Below are 19598 nucleotides of genomic sequence, written 5' to 3' on the forward strand. Positions count from 1 at the left end.
CTCCCGCTTCACGACCATCACTGCAGCCCGAGGCTCCCGATGCGTTGCGGCAATGCGGCTCAGAACAGGGCTTCGACCATGGCGCCGGCTGCCCAGCTGCGCCTGCGCTCGGGATCGTCGTCATCCTGCGGCCAGAAATGGCCGACCGACAGTTCGATGAAGGTCCAGTCGCGGTAGATCGGCTGCCGCCAGGTCGCCCTAAGGCCGTATTCGCCAACGCCCACACGACGGTCCGTCTCGCCATTGACGAGCACCTCGAGTGCAGATTCGCGCAGGTTCGGATAGGCCTTGAACATCCCGAAACTGTTCCCCCACCTCAGCCCGGACGTCTCCTCCGAGATCGTGCCGACGGCCTGCCAGCGGAAAGACCACGATGGCGAATAGGCGTGGTCATAATTGAGCGCAAGCGTCGAACCGAAGCCATCGTCCGATCGCCAGAAGATCGTCTCGCGCAAACCGAACACGTCCCGGTCGGAGAAACGCCACAACTTCTTGTAGCGCGCCTGCGCATACACGTCATCGACGCCACCGCGAAAACCCGCGCGGAATTCGAGGAACTCGCGCAGCGCGTAGCCCACGCCTGCAAAGAACGACTGGTCATCGCGGCGGCTTTCGGTCAGCAGCTGGTGCTGGCGCCTGAACGTTTCCGGCTGGTCGGTGATCTCCTCCTGCTCGTTGTCCTGGCCGATGAAGATATAGCCGAGCCGCTTGACGTTCGGCAGGTCGACGCGCACGCGAAAGCGGAAGTTGTTCTCCAGGCCTTCGTCCTGTCGCGCCAGAAAATCGAAGCGGACGCTGCCGGACACCTTGCCGCCCTCCTCGAACGGGACGTCGCCGAACCAGCCATCGACGGTGCGCGCGACACCTTCCGTGATCGCGCGCACACCCCGCCGGCCCTGCTCCATCACGCCCTCCTCCTCGATCGGCGTTCCGGCCGCCGCGGTGCTGGCGCCCTGCATGTTGACTGCCAAGGGCGGTGCGGCGGCATCCGCAGACAGGGCAAGATCGCCGGGGCCGGCGGCAGGCGCCACCGCGACATATCCGATGAGCGGGAACAGCAGGAAGCAGGGCCTCATGACGGTTCTCCTTCGCATGCATTCAAAATACCACGAAGGAAGGCCGAAGGTGGAGATCCGGTGAATCCGGGCAGGCGTAAACCTTTCGGTTCAGCCGTACAGGGGCCGTCGCGATCCGTGCACAGCAGCCATCTTCACGCGCCCATCCTGCGCTCCGGCTCGACGAGCACCGTCTGCCGGCCGTCGGTGATCCACACCTGGCCGTCCTGCAGCGTGCATTGCAGCCGCATGCTGCGGGCGGTCAGCGCGGCAAGCGCGGGCGCCACCTCGGGTGGGAGGTTCCATACCGTCAGGTTCGACTGCCGCGCGAGCTTGTCGCGCACGCCGTTCCACCAGATGTCCGCCGCCCGGCCGTAGCTGACAACGACGGTTTCGCGCGCCCGTCCGCAGGCTTTCCGGATCCACTTTTCGTCGGGCTGGCCGACGTCGATCCAGCGCTCGATCGCGCCGGTCAGATCCCGCTGCCACAGGTCCGGCTCGTCATCGACGCACAAGCCCTTGCCGAACGCGAGCGCCGGATCGGCATACAGCGCGAATGCGAGGATGCGCACCATCATTCGCTCGTCGGTTTCCGACGGGTGGCGGGCGATCGTGAAACTGTGATCGGCGTAGTAATTGCGGTCCATGTCCGCAATCGTCAATTCGACCTTGAAAATCGTTGCCTTGAGCGCCATCGTCTGGACCCCGGTCAGTGCACGGGGCCGGCGGGCGGGGTACGCCGCGCCTGTTGCCAGGCGAGCACGGCCTGCGCCGAGTGGGCCATGATGCGGTCGCGCTGCGGCGCCGGCAGTCCGGCGGAAAGCGCCGCGAACAGCGCCTCGTTCATTTCCCGCGCCAGCCCGTCCGCGGCGAGGCCCTCGGCGAGACAGCGGATCTGGATATGCGCGAGCGCATCCGCGACGAGCCGCCAGCCGAGCTCCGGCATCGCCCGGATCAACGCGAACATCATGCCTGCGAGATGGGCGAGGACCGCTTTCGCCTGTTCGCGCTCGTCCCCGGCGATCATCGCGTGCCACAACGCGAGATGGATGCCGCGGCGCATTTCGATCTTGAAGTCGATCGCGTTGCCTTCAGCCGCGTCGATCGCGGCGAACTGCTGGTGAAAACGCGCCTCCTGCTGCGGATCGAGGCCGGTGCGCAGCGCCCCGAGGAGTTCGGACAGGCCGGGGATCGCCGCCAGTCCGAAAGCCTGGCTGTATGCCACACCCCACTGGTCGAGACCCGCGACGACCAGCGCGAGGCGCAGGCCGCAGGCGTCCGTGCTCTCACCCGCGGCGCCCCAGTTGCGCAACGCCGACGCGAGCGCTTCGACGCCCCGCACGCGCCCCTCGTCATCTTCGTCGAGCGTCAGCCGGAAAGCCTGCGAGAATCCGTCCTGCGCCATCCGCGCGGCCAGTTTTTGCACTTCCGGCCGGGCGAGCGCCGCGAGCGCGTCGGGCGGAATGGGCGAGTGAGAAGCGGATGGGTCGGGATGCATGCGCGAGGTCCGGGAAAAGGGCGCCATTGTGAGGCCCGCGACTGCGTCCGGCAAATGCCACGGGGCAAGGATGCGGCGCGGGCGGACACCGGGAAACGCCTTCGCCCTTGTGCCCTGCCCGTTTCCTGCGAAAATGGACGGCCGCCCCTCGCCCGAAGGCTTGCCGACCCCATGGCCACACCGCCGTTCGAAAATCTCACTCCGGACCGCATCCTCGACGCGCTCGACAGCGTCGGGCTGATCCCCGACGGGCGTCTGCTCACGCTCAACAGCTACGAGAATCGTGTCTATCAGGCCGGCATCGAAGACGGCCCGATGGTGGTCGTCAAGTTCTACCGGCCGCGGCGCTGGCCGGACGAGGCGATCGGCGAGGAACACCGTTTCGTCGCCGAACTGGCCGAGCGCGAGATCCCCGTCGTCGCCCCCCTCGTGCTGCGCAATGCCACGCTGCATCATTACTCAGACCTGCGCTTCGCCGTGTTTCCGCGGGTCGGCGGACGCGCACCGGAGCTGTCCGATGCAGCGACCCTCGAATGGATGGGCCGCTTCCTCGGCCGCATCCACGCCGTCGGCGCCTTGGCGCCATACCACGCGCGCCCGACGCTCGACATCGCGAGTTTCGGCGAAGAACCGCGCGACTGGCTGCTCGCCCACGGCTTCATTCCCGACGATCTGCTGCCGGCGTGGCGCAGCACCGTCGAGCAGGCGCTCGACGGCGTGCGCCGCTGCTTCGACCGCGCCGGCCCGTTCGCGCGGATTCGACTGCACGGCGACTGCCATGGCGGCAACGTGCTGTGGAGCGAGTCGCCGCCGGCACCCGGGCCGCAGTTCGTCGACTTCGACGACAGCCGCATGGGCCCGGCGGTACAGGACCTGTGGATGCTGCTGTCGGGCACGCGCGAGGACATGAGCCGCCAGCTCGGCGAGGTGCTCGCCGGCTACGAGGATTTTCACGATTTCTCGCTGCGCGAACTGCATTTGATCGAGGCGCTGCGCACTCTGCGGCTGATCCACTATTCGGCCTGGATCGCCCGCCGCTGGGACGATCCCGCGTTTCCCGCGGCCTTCCCGTGGTTCAACACGCAGCGCTACTGGCAGGACCGCATCCTGGAACTGCGCGAGCAGATCCCGCTGATGGACGAGCGGCCGCTCTGGTCGACATGAGAGCGACCCTGAAGTCACCCGTCGAGCCGCAGGGAACCTCAGGCGCGACGCAAAAATGAAGGCTGCCGGAATGCCGGAAGCGAGCGGCCCGTGCGAAAGCCGTCGAGCATGCGGCGCAGCGCGGCGGCATCCTCTCCGGTGAATCCGCTCTTGAAGTCGGTCAGCAACAGCCGCGAGCGCGTCAGCCAGTTGCCGGGCGCGTCGTCCAGCGCACACCACGCCGTCCGCGCGACATCGGCCCCGTGTTGCGCCAGCCACGACATCGCTTCGCGCTCGCGTAACCCATGCAGTTCCCCGCCATGCTTCGGAAGCATCTGCGGCGTCGCGCCGATGACGCGCGGGCGGATGTCCGCGGCGAAGCGGCCGACGAGTTTCGACAATGAAAACAGCATGCGCCAGTCCGAGGCGATGACCACGCGCGCCTCGTCGTAATCACGCAGCACGGCTTCGATCAGCGGCAGGCAGCGGAAATCCTCGACTTCGCCCCAGGGATGGGTTACGCCGTCGAAGTCGAGGAAAATGTAGGATGTCTCGATCATTTCTTGTTTGCCTCCAGGGCGTTGCCGCGGTGGTAGCATGCTGCGTTGCGTCATTTACCGCAAGTCCTCTCAATAGAGGGCTGAACGAGTACAACGAAAACCATTCAGCACCATGTTGCCGCAATGCAGCAGTCTGCCTTACCTGGGAGTTTTTCATGAAATCACTGGTCAATCTCGACGGCAAGGTCGGCCTCGTCACCGGCATCGCCAACGAGAAATCGATCTCCACCGGGGTCGCCGAAGCATGCGTCGAGGCGGGTGCCAAACTCGTCGTCACCTATCAGAACGACAAGACCCGCGCCTTCATCGAGCCGGTCCTCCAGCGCCTCGGGATCACCGACGCGTACCTCATGGACGTCACGCGCCCGGAAACCCTCGGCGAGGTGTACGAGCGGATCGAGGCGACCCACGGCAAGCTCGATTTCGCCATTCACAGCATGGCCTTCGCGAAACGTGACGACCTGCACGGGCGCGTCGTCGATGCGTCGGCCGACGGTTTCGCGATGGCGATGGACGTATCGACCCATTCGTTCATCCGCCTCGCGAAGATGGTGGAACCGCTGCTGGAAAAATCCGGCGGCGGCTCGCTCGTGACGATGACCTATCTGGGCAGCGAAAAGGTCATCGCGAACTATGGCGTCATGGGGCTGTGCAAGGCGGCGCTCGAGGCGGCGACGCGCTACATGGCGTACGAACTCGGGCCGAAAAACATCCGCGTCAACGCGATCTCCCCGGGCCCGCTGATGACACGCGCGGCTTCCGGCATCGCCGGCTTCGACGGCCTGATGGCGGCAGCGGTCGAGCGCTCGCCGATGCACCGCCTCGTCACCCCGGAGGACATCGGCGGGTTGACCGCGTTTCTCGTCTCCGACGCCAGCCGGCTCATCACCGGCGGCGTGCATTTTGTCGACGCCGGCTACAACATCGTAGCCTGACGCAGGCGGCAAGCCGTGGTCGATCCCGGGCAGGCGCGAGCCAGGCCGGCGCCGCAGCCGGTCATGCTGCCGGATCCGGTCCCGCAGCATCCGCTGCTTGCCGGCAGGGCCGAGATCGGCCGCGGCGAATACAGCATCGTGCTCGATCACGAGGACGGCGAACGGGTGTACAAGATCGTCAGCTCGCCTGCGGACGTCTTCCTGCTCACTGCCGTCGACCGGCCGCGTGGCATCCACTTTCCGCTCGTCTTCGCCGACCACGGCGTGATCGGCCGCGCCAGCTCCGGTTTTCCGCTGCACCTGTTGGAAATGGAGCGCCTTTATCCCCTGCGCGGCGACACGCCTGCCGCATCCCTCGCTGGCCGGCTGACCGGACTCTACCGCGCTGCATGCATGCAACGAAGTGAGCTCGGAGCGGACATGGGCAGGCTCGCGCTCTATCACCTGGCAATCGAAGAATCGCAGCTCGTCCCCAGCCTGACGCAGGCGCTGAAGACCCTGTCGGACTTCGTCGAGGCCTACGGTGTGCTGCCCGATCTTCTCAACCGCGACAACCTGATGATGCGCAATGACGGGACGCTGGTGTTCTCCGACCCGGTGTTCATCGCCTGACCGGCTGGCTTGGCGCTGCGATCGGTGTGGGGCGTATCATGTGGAGCCCAGCCGCCGCGGTATTCCCACATGTCGGACTTTCACGACCAGCATCCTCCGCCGCCCTCCCGAACCGGGATCGGCATCCCTCGTACCGCAAGCTTTGATCCAGCCGCGTTCGAACGGGCCGTCGATGACCTGTTGCGGGCGTGCGGCGTTGCGCCGGACGCCGTACATACCGGGAAAACCGCGACCCGCGTACGCGAACTCTGGCAACGCCGGTTGCTCGGCGGCTACGATATGGACCCGGCCGAGGCGCTCGGCGACGGTTTCGCCGATGATCGGACCGACATGGTGGTGATACGCGGCATCGCCGTGCATGGCGTGTGCCCGCACCACCTCGTGCCGTTCCGCGGCGTCGCCCACGTCGCCTACCTGCCCGGCGGTCGGCTGCACGGCTTCGGACGTATTGCGCGCCTCGTCGACGCGATCGGGCACCGCTTCACTTATCAGGAATGGATGACGCGGGACATCGCCGATGCGCTGCTGCGGCACGGCCATGCGCGGGGAGCCGCCTGCATCGTCGAGGCCGAGCAGCTGTGCCTGCTGCTCGGCGAGGACCGCCGCGGCGACGAACGGGTCGTGACACAGGCGTTCGCCGGCGAATTCGAGACGCGCGAGCACCTGCGCGGCGAATTCCTGCACGCGATCTCGGGCCGCGCCCCCGGGCGCTGAAGCGACGAGGCGATGCCCGGGCGGGTCAGTGCACGGTGAAATCCGGCGTGCGCCGGGGGCCGACATCGAGCATCGTGACTTCGCTGCCGAGCAGCATCACCGAACCGCGCTGCCGGTCGTCGCCGGAAGCGGAAAACTCGAAGTCATAGACGCGCCGCAGCCGCAGGCGGCCGTCCGCATCGCGGGCCAGCCGGAGCGCGCGGATCGACACCGTCTCGTCGAGGAACTGCACCCCTTCGCGCCGGCACGCGCTGCGCGCCGCCTGTACGCCCAGTTCGCGCACCTTGATGCTGTCGAGCCAGAACCAGCCGAGCAGGCACAACAGAATCAGGGCGGCGAGTTCGAAAGAGGACATGGCGGGATAGTGATGACGGCACCGGTGCGACGCGCCGGTCAGTCGAGCATCATGCCCCGCATCATGAAGAACAGGATCGCCGCCATCACCGCCGACGCGGGGACGGTGATCACCCAGGCGGCGGCGATGCGCATCAGCTGCGAGCGCTTGACCAGCTCCTTGCGATACACCTTGCGCAGGCCCTTGCGCTCCATTTTCGAGAAGTGGGCCGGATCGAGATGCTGCTTGGCCTTGGCCTTCAGTTCGCGCAACATCTGGCCCTTCTCGTCGATCGGCGCGACTTCGAATCTGGCGAGGAACGCATCGATGGCGGCCTGGTCGCCTTCCGGGTGATGCGCCTTGATGTCGGCGACCATGCGCGCGTAGTTGCTCTTCAGGTACTCGCGCAGGAATCCCACGCCGAACACGCCGCCCACCGCGATGTGCGTCGAACTCACCGGCAGCCCGAGCTGACTGGCGATGATCACCGTGATCGTCGCCGACATCGCGATGCAGTACGCGCGCATCTGGTCGAGCTCGGTGATTTCCGAGCCGACGGTCTTGATGACTTTCGGACCGAACAGCGCGAGACCGACCGAGATCCCCAGCGCCCCCATCAACATCACCCACAGCGGAATCGGCGCCGAGCGCGAAATCTCGGTCGCCCCGGCGGAGAGGACGTCGACGATCGCCGCGAGCGGACCGACCGCGTTCGCGACGTCGTTCGAACCATGGGCGAAGCTCAACAGCGCAGCGGCGAAGATCAGCGGCGCAGTGAAGAGCCGGTTCACACTCTGCTTCGAGTTCCCGATCGACTGCGCGCGGCGGGCGACGATCGGCCGGACCAGGAACAGCACTGCAACGGCAAAGCCGAAGCCGGTCAGCACGGCGGTCAGGAAATCGACCTTCCAGACCCGGTTCAATCCTTTCAGCAGCAAATAGGTTCCGAACGTCCATGCCATCAAGGCGACCAGGTACGGCACCATGCGGGTGGCCGCTGCGACCATGTCGTGCTGGTACGTGATGCTGCGCTTGATCAGGTAGAGAAACGCCGCCGCGACGATTCCGCCCATCAGCGGCGAGACCACCCAGCTGACGACGATCCGGCCCACCTCCTCCCAGTTGGCGATCCCCATCCCGCTCGCCGCGATGCCGGCGCCGAGCACGGCACCGACGATCGAGTGGGTCGTCGACACCGGCGCACCGACCGCGGTCGCAATGTTGAGCCACAGCGCGCCGGCGAGCAGCGCCGACATCATGACCCAGACGAAAGTGTCCGGATCCGGAATCCTGGCCGGGTCGATGATTCCGCTGCGTATCGTATTGACGACCTCGCCACCGGCAATCAGCGCGCCGGCCGCCTCGAAGATCGCTGCGATCACGAGCGCGCCGCCCAGCGTCAGCGCCTTCGACCCGACTGCCGGCCCGACGTTGTTCGCCACGTCGTTGGCGCCGATGTTCATCGCCATGTAGCAGCCGATCGCCGCTGCCGCGACCAGCATGACGCTGCCCTCGCCCTGCCCGATCATCGCGGCGTACAGCATTGCGCCGACGATGAAAATCAGGCCTGTTCCGAGACGAAAGAGTTCCGCCCGGCCTTTCCGGGTCGCCCGCTCGATCTCGCTGATGTGCTGAAGCTCCACGTGCTCTATTCCGTAATCAAAAGGACCGGTATTGTTTCAGAAATGGTGCGATGCCCCAATTGCGGCGCGCAGGATCTGCATCGCAAAGGTCACAGTTTGTCGTATTTATCCGAACGTCCGCGCGCCTTGTCGGCGGGATAACGCCCCGCGTTGAGCGCCAGCTTGCGCTGTGCCGCCTCGCTGAGGTCGATATCGAGGACGTCCGCGAGCCGGACCAGATACAGCAGCACGTCCGCCAGTTCGAGCGCCACTTCGGCACGCCGCTCTTCGGACAGATTCGCCGACTCATCGGCGCTGAGCCACTGGAAATGCTCGATCACCTCCCCGGCCTCCCCGGCCAGCGCCATCGCGAGGTTTTTCGGCGTATGGAAGCGCTCCCAGTCGCGCTCGGCCGCAAAGGCCCGCAGCGCGTCGCGCAGCGCGAGCAGCTTGTCGCGTTCGTTCATTCGATGTGGTGCTCCAGATCGAATCTCCCCTCGCCGTCTTCCCCCAGCACGCCCGCGAGCCACGGCATCACTGCCTCCAGCGTCTGCGGCAGCACCCAGGGGGGATTGACGACATACAGCCCGCTGCCGAACATGCCGAAGCCGTCGCGCGGCGGTTTTTTCACCGCGAGGCGCACGTCGAGCCAGTTTTCGGCGCCGAGGTCCGCGAGGCGTTCAGGCAACTGGCGTGCCTCGGTACGCGCGAGCAGCGGATACCAGACGGCGTAGGTTCCGGCGGGGAAGCGCTTGATCGCGTCGGCCAGCGTATCGACGGCGCGGCGGTAATCCTCCTTGACCTCGTACGGCGGATCGATCAGCACGACAACACGACGCGACGGCGGCGGCAGCAGGCCGCGCAATGCCGAAAAACCGTCCGCCTTGCGCACCTGGACGCGCTGGACGTCGCGCGCGAACGTCTGCCCGAGCAGCGCGACATCGGCTGGATGCAGTTCGAACAGCCGCATGCGGTCCTGTTCGCGCAACTGCGTCATCGCCAGGGCCGGCGAACCGGGATAGAAGGTCAGCCGGCCGTGCGGGTTGAACTGGGCCAGCGCATCGAGATAGGGGCGCATTGCCTCCGGCAGATCGTCCCGCTGCCACAGCCGGCCGATTCCGCCCGCGAATTCGGCGTTCTTCCCCGCCTGCTCGCTGTCGAGCGCATAGCAGCCGGCGCCCGCGTGCGTATCGACATACCACCAGGGTTTCTCCTTGCGGTTGAAGTAGCGCAGGAGTTCGATCAGCACAAAGTGCTTGAGAACGTCGGCGTGATTGCCGGCATGAAAGGCGTGGCGGTAACTGAGCATGAAGACGGCGCTATCTGACTGAGCGGCGAATGCTAACACCACCTGTTATCATTGCGCCCTGCCGGCGTTCGGACGACCGGCCCCGATGGAGAATGAAGAATGGCGATATACGCCCTCGGCGAACGCGTTCCCGATTTTGGCGAAGGCTGCTGGGTTGCAGACAACGCAACGGTAATCGGCCAGGTCCACACCGGCCGCAATGTGAGCATCTGGTACAACGTCGTGATCCGCGGCGACAACGACCCGATCGTGATCGGCGACAACACGAACATCCAGGACGGCTCGATCCTGCACAACGACGACGGCGTGCCGCTGACGATCGGCTCGAACGTCACTGTCGGCCACATGGCGATGCTGCACGGCTGCACGGTCGGCGACGGCTCGCTGATCGGCATCAACGCGGTCGTGCTCAACCATGCCGTGATCGGCAAGAACTGCATCGTCGGCGCGAATGCGCTGATCCCGGAAGGCAAAGTGATTCCCGACCGCTCGCTCGTCGTCGGCTCGCCGGGGCGCATCATCCGCGAACTGTCGGACGAGGACATCGCCGGGCTGCACACGAACGCGGCGAACTACGTTGCCAATGCACAGATGTATGCGGCGGAGTCGCGCCACATCAATCCGTTGAAATCGGTGAAGTAACGTCCTCATTGCAACACTCGTCGCGTGCGTGGGTCCGCCATACCCGCACGCGAATCGGACCGCCAGTCCGGGCGTCGTCGCACCGTCAGATTTCCGGCTGGGCAGGAAAGCATCGTGCCCTCCCATATCCGGCGGATACTTACAAGACATTACACGTCCGGGCCCCCCGGGGTAGAAAACGGTCTATACACTGCGCGCCTGTGCGCTTCCGCCCCTGGCGCGAAATCGACGTCACCTCCATTCCATCCGATTGCGGCTACGCCCATGGCACATCGCGCAACCCGACACTTCCTCGCCCTGCCGCTCGCGCTCGTCATGTTCGCCGCTTCACCCTCCGCCACCGCCCATGCCGAACGAGTCGTCCCGACGGTTGACCTCTCGGCCGACGCCAGCCGGGCGGCGCCGAACGACATGGCGGTTGCCAGCCTGTATTTCGAAGCGGACGGCGCGGATCCCGCACCGCTGGCAAGACAGGTCAATGCGGTGATCGCGTCGGCTCTCGAACAGGCGCGCCTTTACCCCGCGGTCAAGGCCAGGAGTTCCGGCACCAGCACTTTTCCGGTCTATGGCAAGGAGGGCCGGAAGATCGAAGGCTGGAGGATGCGCTCCGAAATCCAGCTCGAGAGCCGCGACCTGCCGGCGCTGTCCGAACTGCTCGGCAAGCTCCAGGCGAAGCTCGCCCTGTCCGGCCTCGTGATGCAACCGGCGCCCGAAACACGCAGAAGCGTCGCCGATCTCGCGGCAGGCGATGCGATCCGGGCTTTCCAGGCACGTGCCGACGCGGTCGCCGCGACGCTCGGCAAGCCGTATCGCATCCGCCACCTGTCGATCGGCTATGGCGGTGAATCGCCGCCGATCCGGCCGATGATGAAAACCACAGCATTCGCCGCAGAGGCCGCACCCGTTGCGATCGAAGCGGGTGAAAGCGAAATTGCCGTGACGGTCAGCGGCACGATAGAACTGAGCGAGTAAGCCGAACCCCATGACGAACGTCCCGCGCCCCGGCGCAGCAAACCTGAAAATCCGCGTCGCATTGCTGGTCGCATTGAGCGGCGCTACCGGCATGCTCGCGAGCACCGCCTATACCCGCGACGCCTCGCGCGTCGTCGGCTACGCCTGTCCCGGCGGCGAGCGCTTCACCGTCGAATACCTCCGCGACCACATCCGCCTGCGCACCGGGGCGGGCATCTTCGCGCTGGCCGTTCAGCCGGTGGGGTCGGGCGAAAAATATTCCGACGGCCACACGGTATTTCGCCTGCAGGGAGCGGAAGCGCGGCTCGAACGTCCGGGCCTGGCGACCAGCGCCGATTGCAGGGCACAGGATCAGCGCCTCTGAGCGCCCCCAGGAAACGGCTTTGCCGTTTCCGCCCCCCAAGGGGACAAGAAAACTTGGGGCGGCCCAGGGCGGCCCGGCGTTTTCTTGAAAGCGCGTCGCGAGCACCGCTCCACCGCGATGCGATGCTCAAGCGACTGATCTTCGGAATCGGCGGTCTGCAGAACCGCTTTTTTCGGTGCGAACAGGCCGCGATTGGAATATCTTTAACGTGAAAGAGCCCACATCCGAGACGAGCGCGCGCCTGACCGCTGAAGGTCATGGGGTGGAAGGGCGGGTGAATCAGGCGGCTGCGCGAATGAAGCCGAAGCGAGTCAGCGCCTTGATCCAGCGTGGAGCGTTGCGTTGAACGGAAAGCGCCTCATAGTCGGTGGCTGAATCCCGGTAGTGTTCGCCACGTTTGAGCATGAAGTAGATGGTGCGCAGAATCTTGTGTGCCAAGGCGACGATGGCGCGTTTGTGGCCGCGGCGAACGATGAGCGACTGGAACTTCGACTGCAAGGCCGATTTGGTGCGGCTGGCGGCATGAGCGAACTCGCAGAGCAGGCGTCGGACATAGAGGTTGCCCTTGCGAACGCGTCCGGATTTGCGCTTGCCCGCCGACTCATTGTTGCCCGGGCAGATGCCGACCCAGGACGTCAGCCGATCCGCGCAGCCGAATGCCTCCATATCGGTGCCAATTTCCACCAGCAGCATGGCTGCGCCGATCAGATCGACGCCGGGCAGGGTTTGCAGCAAGGCGAGCGCGTTTCGTTCGTCCTGCAGTCCATCCAGAAGTCGCGCATCGAAGCGCGCAATGCGCGCCTCGATCTCCTCGACATGGTGCATCAGTTCATCGAGCACGAAGCGATGGCTGTCGGTCAGTTCCCCTTGCAAGGCATCGAAGATTTCCTCGCGACTGGCCTTGAGTCGCCGACTGGCGAACTTCAGCACCTCGTTCGGCGAGTGCCCTTCGATGATGGCCTTGACCATGGCGCGTGCCGACTGACCATGCAGATCGCTCACCACCACGCCCAGGCGGATGCCGCCGTCGGTCAGCACCTTGTGCAGGCGGTTCTTCTCGGAGGCCAGCAGACCCACCAGTTTCTGCCGCTGCCGCGAAATCAGACGCAACTCACGCAGCCGTGCCGGCGGCACGAACGAACCGCGCAGCAATCCGGCACGCGAGAGCGTCGCCAACCATTGCGCATCGCCGACATCGGTCTTGCGTCCGGGAACATTCTTGACGTGCCGGGCATTGACCACTTGCCCACGGATGCCCACCGCTTCCAGTGCGGCATACGGGCTCTTCCAGTAGATGCCGGTGCTCTCCATCACCACCTGATCGGGAGCAAGCGATGCCGCCCAGTCGGCCAGTGCGCGCCGATCGCGTTTGAACGCACCGAATTGCCGCTGTTCGATACGCGTCGTGCCGTCGGCCTCTTCGAGGATCGCGCAGGCCGTAATTTGCGCCTGATGCACATCCAGTCCGATGACTCGTTTGTGTAGCGCTACCAGTTCCATGCCATCTCCCGTCGAATTACACTCAACAGTGGAAGGGGGCGGGTGCCAGAACTGAAAGTGCCTGAAGGCGACAAGTCGCCGACGGCCTGTTTAACGTGCGCTCTCTATGGAAGCAATCCGGGGTACGAGTCAGTTCGGCGGGTCACGTTAGCTTGCGGGGTCGAGCCGCCAAAAAATTGCGCGACCTCTTCCCGCCTCCTTCCACCCCGAATTCTCTTTCATCATCAGGGGTGGCGGCCATCGCAATCACCGTTAGCCAGACCGGTCACGGGTTCCCATCATGCCAACTCGCCTACCGGCTCCGGTCGGACTCGCCGCGATCGCGATCGCGGCCGCACTGCTCGCCGCCTGCAGCGGCCTTCCCACCGCCACGCCGTCCGCTCCGGTATCCGGCCGCGAGGACGGCAGTTATTTCTCGCTCGACGACCCCCTCCATTCGCAGGAGATGGTGATCTTCGCCCTCGGCCTGCTCGACACCGGTTACCGCTTCGGCGGCCGCAACCCGGAAGCCGGGCTCGATTGCAGCGGCATGGTGAGCTACATCGTCGAGCAGATCAGCGGGCGCCGCCTGCCCCACAATGCGGCGCAGATCGCGCAACTCACCCGCCCGATTCCCATCCCCTCCTTGCAGGCCGGGGATCTCGTATTCTTCAACACGCGCAACCAGCGACACTCCCATATGGGCATTTATCTGGGCGACGGCCGATTCGTCCATGCTCCGTCGAGCCGCGGGCGTATCCGTATCGAATTACTGGAAAATCCGTATTTCAAAAGCCGGATAGATGGCGCCCGCAGTCTCCTTGCGGCAAACTGAGCTCCCCGGACGCGATGGCGGACGGGCATTGCACAAATCGGGCCGCGAGCCCGGCACAAGAACGTGATGGTCCACATTGACACGGAGGACGCCACATGCCGAGACGCAGAATTCGCGACGTAATCGAACACCAGAGCATACTCACCGCACCACGCGACATATCGGTGCGGGAAGCGACGCGCCGGATGGCGCAAGCCGGGGTCGGCGCCATCATGATCACCGACGCGGAACGGCTGGTCGGCATCTTCACCGAGCGCGACGCCCTCGTTCGCGTGCTCGCAGCGGGCCTGGACGCCGAGTCGGTGCGGCTCGACCAGGTGATGACAGCCAGTCCGCAAACGGCCATGCCCGACATTCCGCTGGGGCACGCCTTGCACATGATGTACGACGGCGGCTTCCGCCACATCCCGATCGTTGACAACGGACGGCCGATCGGCATGGTTTCCGCGCGCGACGCGCTCGGCCAAGAGTTGGTCGCGTTCGAAGTCGAGCTTGAGCGGCGCGACGCGATCACCGACCTGCTCTAAGCTCTTCGCTCCGGGTGTGTGGCGGGCATCACGGCTTGCGCGGGATGTGGACGAAGATCTCGTCCGGTTTCGTCAGGCCGAGCTCGAAGCGCGCGCGCTCCTCGATCGCTTCGTTGCCCGACTTCAGGTCGTGCACCTCCGCCTCGAGTCCCGCGTTGCGCTGCTCGAGGCGCTGGTTCGTTTCGCGCTGCGCCTGCAACTGGCGATCCACGTCCCACACGCGCAGCCAGCCGCCTTTACCGAGCCAAAGCGGATACTGCAGGACGATCACCAGCACGGCGAGAACGATCACGGGCCAACGCATATTCGAAGGTCTTGCCGAAAAGCTCGCCCACGGGTCCGTGCAGGCAGAGCAGCGTTATTCATCGGAGTTGAAAAAACGGGGCCGGCGGATGAGCGCCGGCCCCGGTCATGTCATGATGCAGCGGCCGCCGAAACGCCAGCCGCCCGGGCTTGCGCTCAGCGCACCCGCAAGTTGTAGAACGCGCGGCGCCCGGGGTAGCTGACGGTATCGCCGAGATCTTCCTCGATGCGCAGCAGCTGGTTGTACTTCGAAATGCGATCCGAGCGCGACAGCGAGCCAGTTTTGATCTGCATCGCGTTCAGGCCGACGGCGATGTCGGCGATCGTCGAATCCTCGGTTTCACCCGAGCGGTGCGAGATCACCGCGGTGTAGCCGGCGCGCTTGGCCATCTCAACGGCGGCGAAGGTTTCCGACAGCGTGCCGATCTGGTTGATCTTGATGAGGATCGAGTTCGCGACGCCCTGGTCGATGCCCTGCTCGAGGATCCTGGTGTTCGTCACGAAGAGATCGTCGCCGACCAGCTGCAGGCGGCGGCCGAGCTTGTCTGTGAGCGTCTTCCAGCCGGCCCAGTCGTTCTCGGCCATGCCGTCCTCGATCGAGACGATCGGGAAGCGGTCGGCAAGCGTCGCGAGGTAGTCGGCAAAGCCTTCGGAGCTCAGCGTCAGCCCTTCGCCGGCGAGCACGTACTTGCCGTCCTTGTAGAACTCGGACGCGGCGCAGTCGAGCGCCAGCAGTACGTCGCGGCCCGGCTCGTAGCCGGCCGCGGCGATCGCGTCCTGGATCAGGTTCAGCGCTTCCTCGGTGCTGCCGACGTTCGGCGCGAAACCGCCTTCGTCGCCGACCGTCGTCGGGTAACCCTTCTTGTCGGTGAGCTTCTTCAGGTGATGGAAGATTTCGGCGCCGCAGCGCAGCGCTTCGCGGAAGCTGGTCATCGACACCGGCATGATCATGCATTCCTGGATGTCGAGGCTGTTGTTCGCGTGCGCACCGCCGTTGATGACGTTCATCATCGGCACCGGCATCGCCATCGGGCCGGAACCGCCGAAGTAGCGGTACAGCGGCAGGCCGGCTTCTTCGGCAGCGGCCTTCGCGACCGCCATCGACACTGCGAGCGTCGCGTTCGCGCCGAGCCGCGACTTGTTCTCGGTGCCGTCGAGTTCGATCAGCGTGCGGTCGATGAAGGCCTGCTCTTCGGCGTCGAGGCCGATCAGCGTTTCGGAAATCTCGGTGTTGACGTTCTCGACCGCCTGCAATACGCCCTTGCCGAGATAGCGTGCGGCATCGCCGTCGCGCAGCTCGATCGCCTCGCGCGATCCGGTCGAGGCGCCGGACGGCACCGCGGCCCGGCCCATGACGCCCGATTCGAGCAGGACATCGGCTTCCACCGTGGGGTTGCCGCGGGAATCAAGAATTTCGCGGGCAATGATATCGACAATTGCACTCATGGTTTTTCCTCTCGTTCTTGGGAATCGAAAACTTTGGAACCGCGTTCTGCGGTGCGCGGCGAAGTTCAGCCTGCCATCTCCAGGAAACCGTGCGCTTTCACCAGTGCGTCGATTTCCTTGAGCGTCGCGAGCAACGCCCTCATCTTCGGCAGCGGCCATGCGTTCGGGCCGTCCGACAGCGCCTTCGCCGGATCGGGGTGGCTTTCCATGAAGAGGCCGGCGATGCCGACCGCGACCGCGGCCCGCGCCAGCACCGGCACGAATTCGCGCTGGCCGCCGGAAGCCGTACCCTGCCCGCCCGGCAATTGCACCGAATGCGTCGCATCGAACACGACCGGGCAGCCGGTCTCGCGCATGATCGCGAGGCTGCGCATGTCAGACACGAGGTTGTTGTAGCCGAACGACGCGCCGCGCTCGCACACCATGATCGTGTCGCCGCCGCCGTTGGCTTCGCGCGCCTTGTCGACGACGTTCTTCATGTCGCCGGGTGCGAGGAACTGGCCCTTCTTGATGTTCACCGGGCGGCCGGAAGCCGCGACCGCGTGGATGAAATCGGTCTGCCGGCACAGGAAGGCCGGCGTCTGCAGCACGTCGACGGCCGCTGCGACCGCCGGGATCTCGTCGATCGCATGCACGTCGGTGAGCACGGGCACGCCGAGCTGCTTCTTCACGTCGGCGAGAATCTCCAGGCCTTTTTCCATCCCCATGCCGCGATACGACTTGCCCGAGCTGCGGTTGGCCTTGTCGTATGACGACTTGTAGATGAACGGAATGCTGAGTTCGGCGCAGATTTCCTTCAGCGCGCCGGCGGTCTCGAACGCCATGTCGCGCGATTCGATGACGCACGGCCCCGCGATGAGGAAGAACGGCTTGTCGAGACCGGCCTCGAATCCGCAAAGTTTCATTGCCACTCCTTCAGGCCGACGTCGCGGCCGCCTTGCGCGCGAGCGCCGCCTTCACGTAGGCCGTGAACAGCGGATGCCCCTTGCGCGGGTTCGACGTGAATTCCGGATGGAACTGGCAACCGACGAACCACGGATGGTCCGGCAGCTCGATCATTTCGCACAGGTCGGTGCCCGGCGCGCGACCCGACACCCGCAGGCCCTTCTCTTCGAGCCGGGCGAGCAGCGTGTTGTTCACTTCGTAGCGATGGCGATGGCGTTCAACGATATCGGCGGCGCCGTACACTTCGCGGGCGAGCGAGCCTTCGACGAGATGGCAGACCTGCGCGCCGAGGCGCATCGTGCCGCCGAGGTCGGACGCTTCGCTGCGCTTTTCGACCTTGCCGCTGCGATCCTGCCATTCGGTGATGAGGCCGATCACCGGGTACGGCGTGTCGCGCTCGAATTCGGTCGAATGCGCGCCGGTCATGCCGGCGACGTCGCGCGCGAATTCGATCACCGCGAGCTGCATGCCGAGACAGATGCCCAGATACGGCACCTTGTTCTCGCGTGCAAAGCGGATCGCAGCGATCTTGCCTTCGGTGCCACGCTTGCCGAAGCCGCCAGGCACGAGGACCGCGTCCATCTTCTCGAGCACCGCGCAGCCGTCGCGCTCGATGTCCTCGGAGTCGATGTAGTGGATCTTGACCTTGCTCTCGGTGTGCATGCCGGCGTGGGACACGGCTTCGATCAGCGACTTGTACGACTCGGTGAGGTCGACGTATTTGCCGACGAACGCGATATCGACGGTGTGCTTCGGGTTTTCGAGTGCGCGAAGGAGGTTTTCCCACACCGAAAGGTCGGCCGCGCGCGCGAGAATGTTCAGCTTGTGACAGACGATCTCGTCGAGCATCTGGTCGTGCAGCTGGCCCGGGATCTTGTAGATCGAGTTCGCGTCGAGGCACTCGATGACCGCTTCGGGCATGACGTTGCAGAACAGCGCGATCTTGCGCCGCTCATCGGCGGGCACCGGGCGATCCGCGCGGCACAGCAGGATGTCGGGCTGGATGCCGATCTCGCGCAGTTCCTTCACCGAGTGCTGCGTCGGCTTGGTCTTCAGCTCGCCGGCGGTCGGGATGTACGGGATCAGCGTCAGATGGATGAAACAGGTGCTGTTGCGGCCTTCTTCGATGCCCATCTGGCGGATCGCTTCGAGGAAGGGCAGCGATTCGATGTCGCCGACCGTGCCGCCGATCTCGACGATCGCGACCTCGGCGCCTTCCGCGCCACGCTTGATGTACTGTTTGATCTCGTCGGTGATGTGCGGGATCACCTGCACCGTCTTGCCGAGATACTCGCCGCGCCGTTCCTTCTTGATCACCGACTCGTAGATCTGGCCGGTGGTGAAGTTGTTGCGCTTGCCCATCCGGGCGCTCGTGAAGCGCTCGTAATGACCGAGATCGAGGTCGGTTTCCGCCCCGTCTTCAGTGACGAAAACTTCGCCGTGCTGGAACGGGCTCATCGTGCCCGGATCGACGTTGATGTAGGGATCGAGCTTGAGGTGGGTGACCTTGATGCTGCGGGATTCGAGAATGGCCCCGAGCGAGGCCGCTGCGATGCCTTTGCCCAGTGAGGACACGACACCGCCGGTTACGAAGACGTATTTGGTCATGGGAACGCTGCTGCGGGAAAGCGCGATGATAACCGAAGAGGCCGCCGGTCCGGAAGCGGACCTGACCGGCGCATTCCGTCTCCGGCACCGCCGCAGCGCCCCGCCGTCGCGTTGTCGTCAGCGGATGAAGTCCCGGTTGATCTCGCGGAACAGTTCCGTGCCCCCGCGCTGCAGCCACTCGAACGCGACCATCTCGCGCGAAACGATCTCGATGCCGTGGCTGCGCATGCGCGCAAAAGCGAGCTCGCGGTCGGCGGGATTGCGCGAACCGCACGCATCCGCGACGACGAACACCTGCTTGCCCGCCCAGCGCAGTCCGAGCGCCGTCTGCTGCACGCACACGTGCGCCTCGGTGCCGCAAACGATGACCTGCCGCCGGGCGTCCACTGCAGTCCTGTCGAGGCAGCCGTCCGCTTGCGCCGAGAAGCATTCCTTGGTGACGAAGTCGGCGCCCGCCGCCGCGGCTGCGACCGCCGGCAGCGTGGCGCCGATCTTTGCCGGGAAATGCTCGGTCACCACGACCGGCACGCCGACGCGCGCCGCGAGGCCGGCGAGCCAGGCGCAGTTGCGTGCGACGTGCTGCCCGTCGTGAATCGCCGGGGCGAGGCGTTCCTGGACGTCGATGACGAGAAGCGCTGAGGTGGCGGGATTCATGAGCATTCGATGTTCCTCAAAGAGGTCCGTGCAGGTGCGCC

At 65.4% G+C, this 19598-nt stretch carries 23 protein-coding genes; 9 read left to right on the top strand and 14 right to left on the bottom strand.

Annotated elements, in window-relative coordinates; genetic code table 11:
• Window positions 1-59: 59 nt before the first annotated feature.
• The 3 genes from GO606_RS13205 to GO606_RS13215 form a co-directional block, all read right to left on the bottom strand.
• Window positions 60-1076 (bottom strand): hypothetical protein, encoded by a 1017-nt coding sequence (locus tag GO606_RS13205; RefSeq protein ID WP_169119641.1) that lies wholly within the window; start codon window positions 1074-1076, stop codon window positions 60-62.
• A gap of 134 nt (window positions 1077-1210) precedes the next feature.
• Window positions 1211-1750 (bottom strand): YaeQ family protein, encoded by a 540-nt coding sequence (locus GO606_RS13210; RefSeq protein WP_169119642.1) that lies wholly within the window; start codon window positions 1748-1750, stop codon window positions 1211-1213.
• A gap of 14 nt (window positions 1751-1764) precedes the next feature.
• Complete coding sequence (locus GO606_RS13215) at window positions 1765-2553, bottom strand: hypothetical protein (protein ID WP_169119643.1); 789 nt, start codon at window positions 2551-2553, stop codon at window positions 1765-1767.
• A 171-nt stretch (window positions 2554-2724) separates the two neighbouring features.
• On the opposite strand from GO606_RS13215, the gene GO606_RS13220 reads away from it, so the two are divergent.
• Window positions 2725-3717 (top strand): serine/threonine protein kinase, encoded by a 993-nt coding sequence (locus GO606_RS13220; RefSeq protein WP_169119644.1) that lies wholly within the window; start codon window positions 2725-2727, stop codon window positions 3715-3717.
• A 38-nt stretch (window positions 3718-3755) separates the two neighbouring features.
• Here GO606_RS13220 and GO606_RS13225 read toward each other — a convergent pair whose 3' ends face one another.
• Complete coding sequence (locus tag GO606_RS13225) at window positions 3756-4256, bottom strand: HAD domain-containing protein (RefSeq protein ID WP_169119645.1); 501 nt, start codon at window positions 4254-4256, stop codon at window positions 3756-3758.
• Window positions 4257-4411: 155 nt separating this feature from the next.
• On the opposite strand from GO606_RS13225, the gene fabI reads away from it, so the two are divergent.
• The 3 genes from fabI (at window position 4412) to folE (ending at window position 6517) form a co-directional block, all read left to right on the top strand.
• Window positions 4412-5191 (top strand): enoyl-ACP reductase FabI, encoded by a 780-nt coding sequence (fabI, locus tag GO606_RS13230; protein ID WP_169119646.1) that lies wholly within the window; start codon window positions 4412-4414, stop codon window positions 5189-5191.
• Between the two features lie 15 nt (window positions 5192-5206).
• A complete protein-coding gene (locus GO606_RS13235) occupies window positions 5207-5803 on the top strand; it encodes a hypothetical protein (RefSeq protein ID WP_425532212.1) in 597 nt (198 codons plus the stop codon).
• 69 nt (window positions 5804-5872) lie between these two features.
• Entirely contained in the window at window positions 5873-6517 is a 645-nt protein-coding gene (folE, locus tag GO606_RS13240; RefSeq protein WP_169119648.1) for a GTP cyclohydrolase I FolE, read from the top strand.
• 25 nt (window positions 6518-6542) lie between these two features.
• On the opposite strand, the gene GO606_RS13245 is transcribed toward folE, so the two are convergent.
• The 4 genes from GO606_RS13245 to GO606_RS13260 form a co-directional block, all read right to left on the bottom strand.
• On the bottom strand, window positions 6543-6872 hold the full coding sequence (locus tag GO606_RS13245; protein ID WP_169119649.1) for a DUF3301 domain-containing protein: 330 nt from the start codon (window positions 6870-6872) through the stop codon (window positions 6543-6545).
• 38 nt (window positions 6873-6910) lie between these two features.
• Window positions 6911-8494, bottom strand: coding sequence for an inorganic phosphate transporter (locus tag GO606_RS13250; RefSeq protein ID WP_169119650.1), 1584 nt, complete (start codon window positions 8492-8494; stop codon window positions 6911-6913).
• An 89-nt stretch (window positions 8495-8583) separates the two neighbouring features.
• Window positions 8584-8940, bottom strand: coding sequence for a nucleotide pyrophosphohydrolase (locus tag GO606_RS13255; RefSeq protein ID WP_169119651.1), 357 nt, complete (start codon window positions 8938-8940; stop codon window positions 8584-8586).
• Complete coding sequence (locus tag GO606_RS13260; RefSeq protein WP_169119652.1) at window positions 8937-9782, bottom strand: 23S rRNA (adenine(2030)-N(6))-methyltransferase RlmJ; 846 nt, start codon at window positions 9780-9782, stop codon at window positions 8937-8939. The genes GO606_RS13255 and GO606_RS13260 overlap by 4 nt, the downstream gene beginning before the upstream one ends.
• Window positions 9783-9881: 99 nt before the next feature.
• On the opposite strand from GO606_RS13260, the gene GO606_RS13265 reads away from it, so the two are divergent.
• The 3 genes from GO606_RS13265 to GO606_RS13275 all read left to right on the top strand — a co-directional run bounded on the left by GO606_RS13265 (window position 9882) and on the right by GO606_RS13275 (window position 11760).
• Window positions 9882-10424 (top strand): gamma carbonic anhydrase family protein, encoded by a 543-nt coding sequence (locus GO606_RS13265; protein ID WP_169119653.1) that lies wholly within the window; start codon window positions 9882-9884, stop codon window positions 10422-10424.
• Between the two features lie 264 nt (window positions 10425-10688).
• Window positions 10689-11396, top strand: coding sequence for an SIMPL domain-containing protein (locus GO606_RS13270; RefSeq protein WP_169119654.1), 708 nt, complete (start codon window positions 10689-10691; stop codon window positions 11394-11396).
• A 10-nt stretch (window positions 11397-11406) separates the two neighbouring features.
• Window positions 11407-11760, top strand: coding sequence for an MliC family protein (locus GO606_RS13275; protein WP_169119655.1), 354 nt, complete (start codon window positions 11407-11409; stop codon window positions 11758-11760).
• Between the two features lie 279 nt (window positions 11761-12039).
• Here the strand turns inward: GO606_RS13275 and GO606_RS13280 are convergent, their stop codons facing one another.
• On the bottom strand, window positions 12040-13260 hold the full coding sequence (locus GO606_RS13280) for an IS110 family RNA-guided transposase (protein ID WP_246979205.1): 1221 nt from the start codon (window positions 13258-13260) through the stop codon (window positions 12040-12042).
• Between the two features lie 280 nt (window positions 13261-13540).
• On the opposite strand from GO606_RS13280, the gene GO606_RS13285 reads away from it, so the two are divergent.
• Both GO606_RS13285 and GO606_RS13290 read left to right on the top strand, forming a co-directional pair.
• Complete coding sequence (locus GO606_RS13285) at window positions 13541-14074, top strand: C40 family peptidase (protein ID WP_169119325.1); 534 nt, start codon at window positions 13541-13543, stop codon at window positions 14072-14074.
• 95 nt (window positions 14075-14169) lie between these two features.
• Complete coding sequence (locus GO606_RS13290) at window positions 14170-14601, top strand: CBS domain-containing protein (protein ID WP_169119324.1); 432 nt, start codon at window positions 14170-14172, stop codon at window positions 14599-14601.
• Window positions 14602-14629: 28 nt separating this feature from the next.
• Here the strand turns inward: GO606_RS13290 and ftsB are convergent, their stop codons facing one another.
• The 5 genes from ftsB to GO606_RS13315 form a co-directional block, all read right to left on the bottom strand.
• Window positions 14630-14905: a cell division protein FtsB gene (gene ftsB, locus GO606_RS13295; protein ID WP_169119323.1), complete on the bottom strand. Its 276-nt coding sequence runs from the start codon at window positions 14903-14905 to the stop codon at window positions 14630-14632.
• A gap of 155 nt (window positions 14906-15060) precedes the next feature.
• Complete coding sequence (eno, locus tag GO606_RS13300) at window positions 15061-16350, bottom strand: phosphopyruvate hydratase (protein WP_169119322.1); 1290 nt, start codon at window positions 16348-16350, stop codon at window positions 15061-15063.
• 65 nt (window positions 16351-16415) lie between these two features.
• A complete protein-coding gene (gene kdsA / locus GO606_RS13305; protein ID WP_169119321.1) occupies window positions 16416-17255 on the bottom strand; it encodes a 3-deoxy-8-phosphooctulonate synthase in 840 nt (279 codons plus the stop codon).
• Between the two features lie 10 nt (window positions 17256-17265).
• On the bottom strand, window positions 17266-18903 hold the full coding sequence (pyrG, locus tag GO606_RS13310; protein ID WP_169119320.1) for a CTP synthase: 1638 nt from the start codon (window positions 18901-18903) through the stop codon (window positions 17266-17268).
• A gap of 117 nt (window positions 18904-19020) precedes the next feature.
• Window positions 19021-19563 (bottom strand): isochorismatase family protein, encoded by a 543-nt coding sequence (locus GO606_RS13315; RefSeq protein ID WP_169119319.1) that lies wholly within the window; start codon window positions 19561-19563, stop codon window positions 19021-19023.
• Window positions 19564-19598 lie beyond the last annotated feature (35 nt).

Origin of the sequence: Aromatoleum anaerobium (assembly GCF_012910705.2) — a bacterium.
In the GTDB taxonomy this organism is placed as follows: domain Bacteria; phylum Pseudomonadota; class Gammaproteobacteria; order Burkholderiales; family Rhodocyclaceae; genus Aromatoleum; species Aromatoleum anaerobium.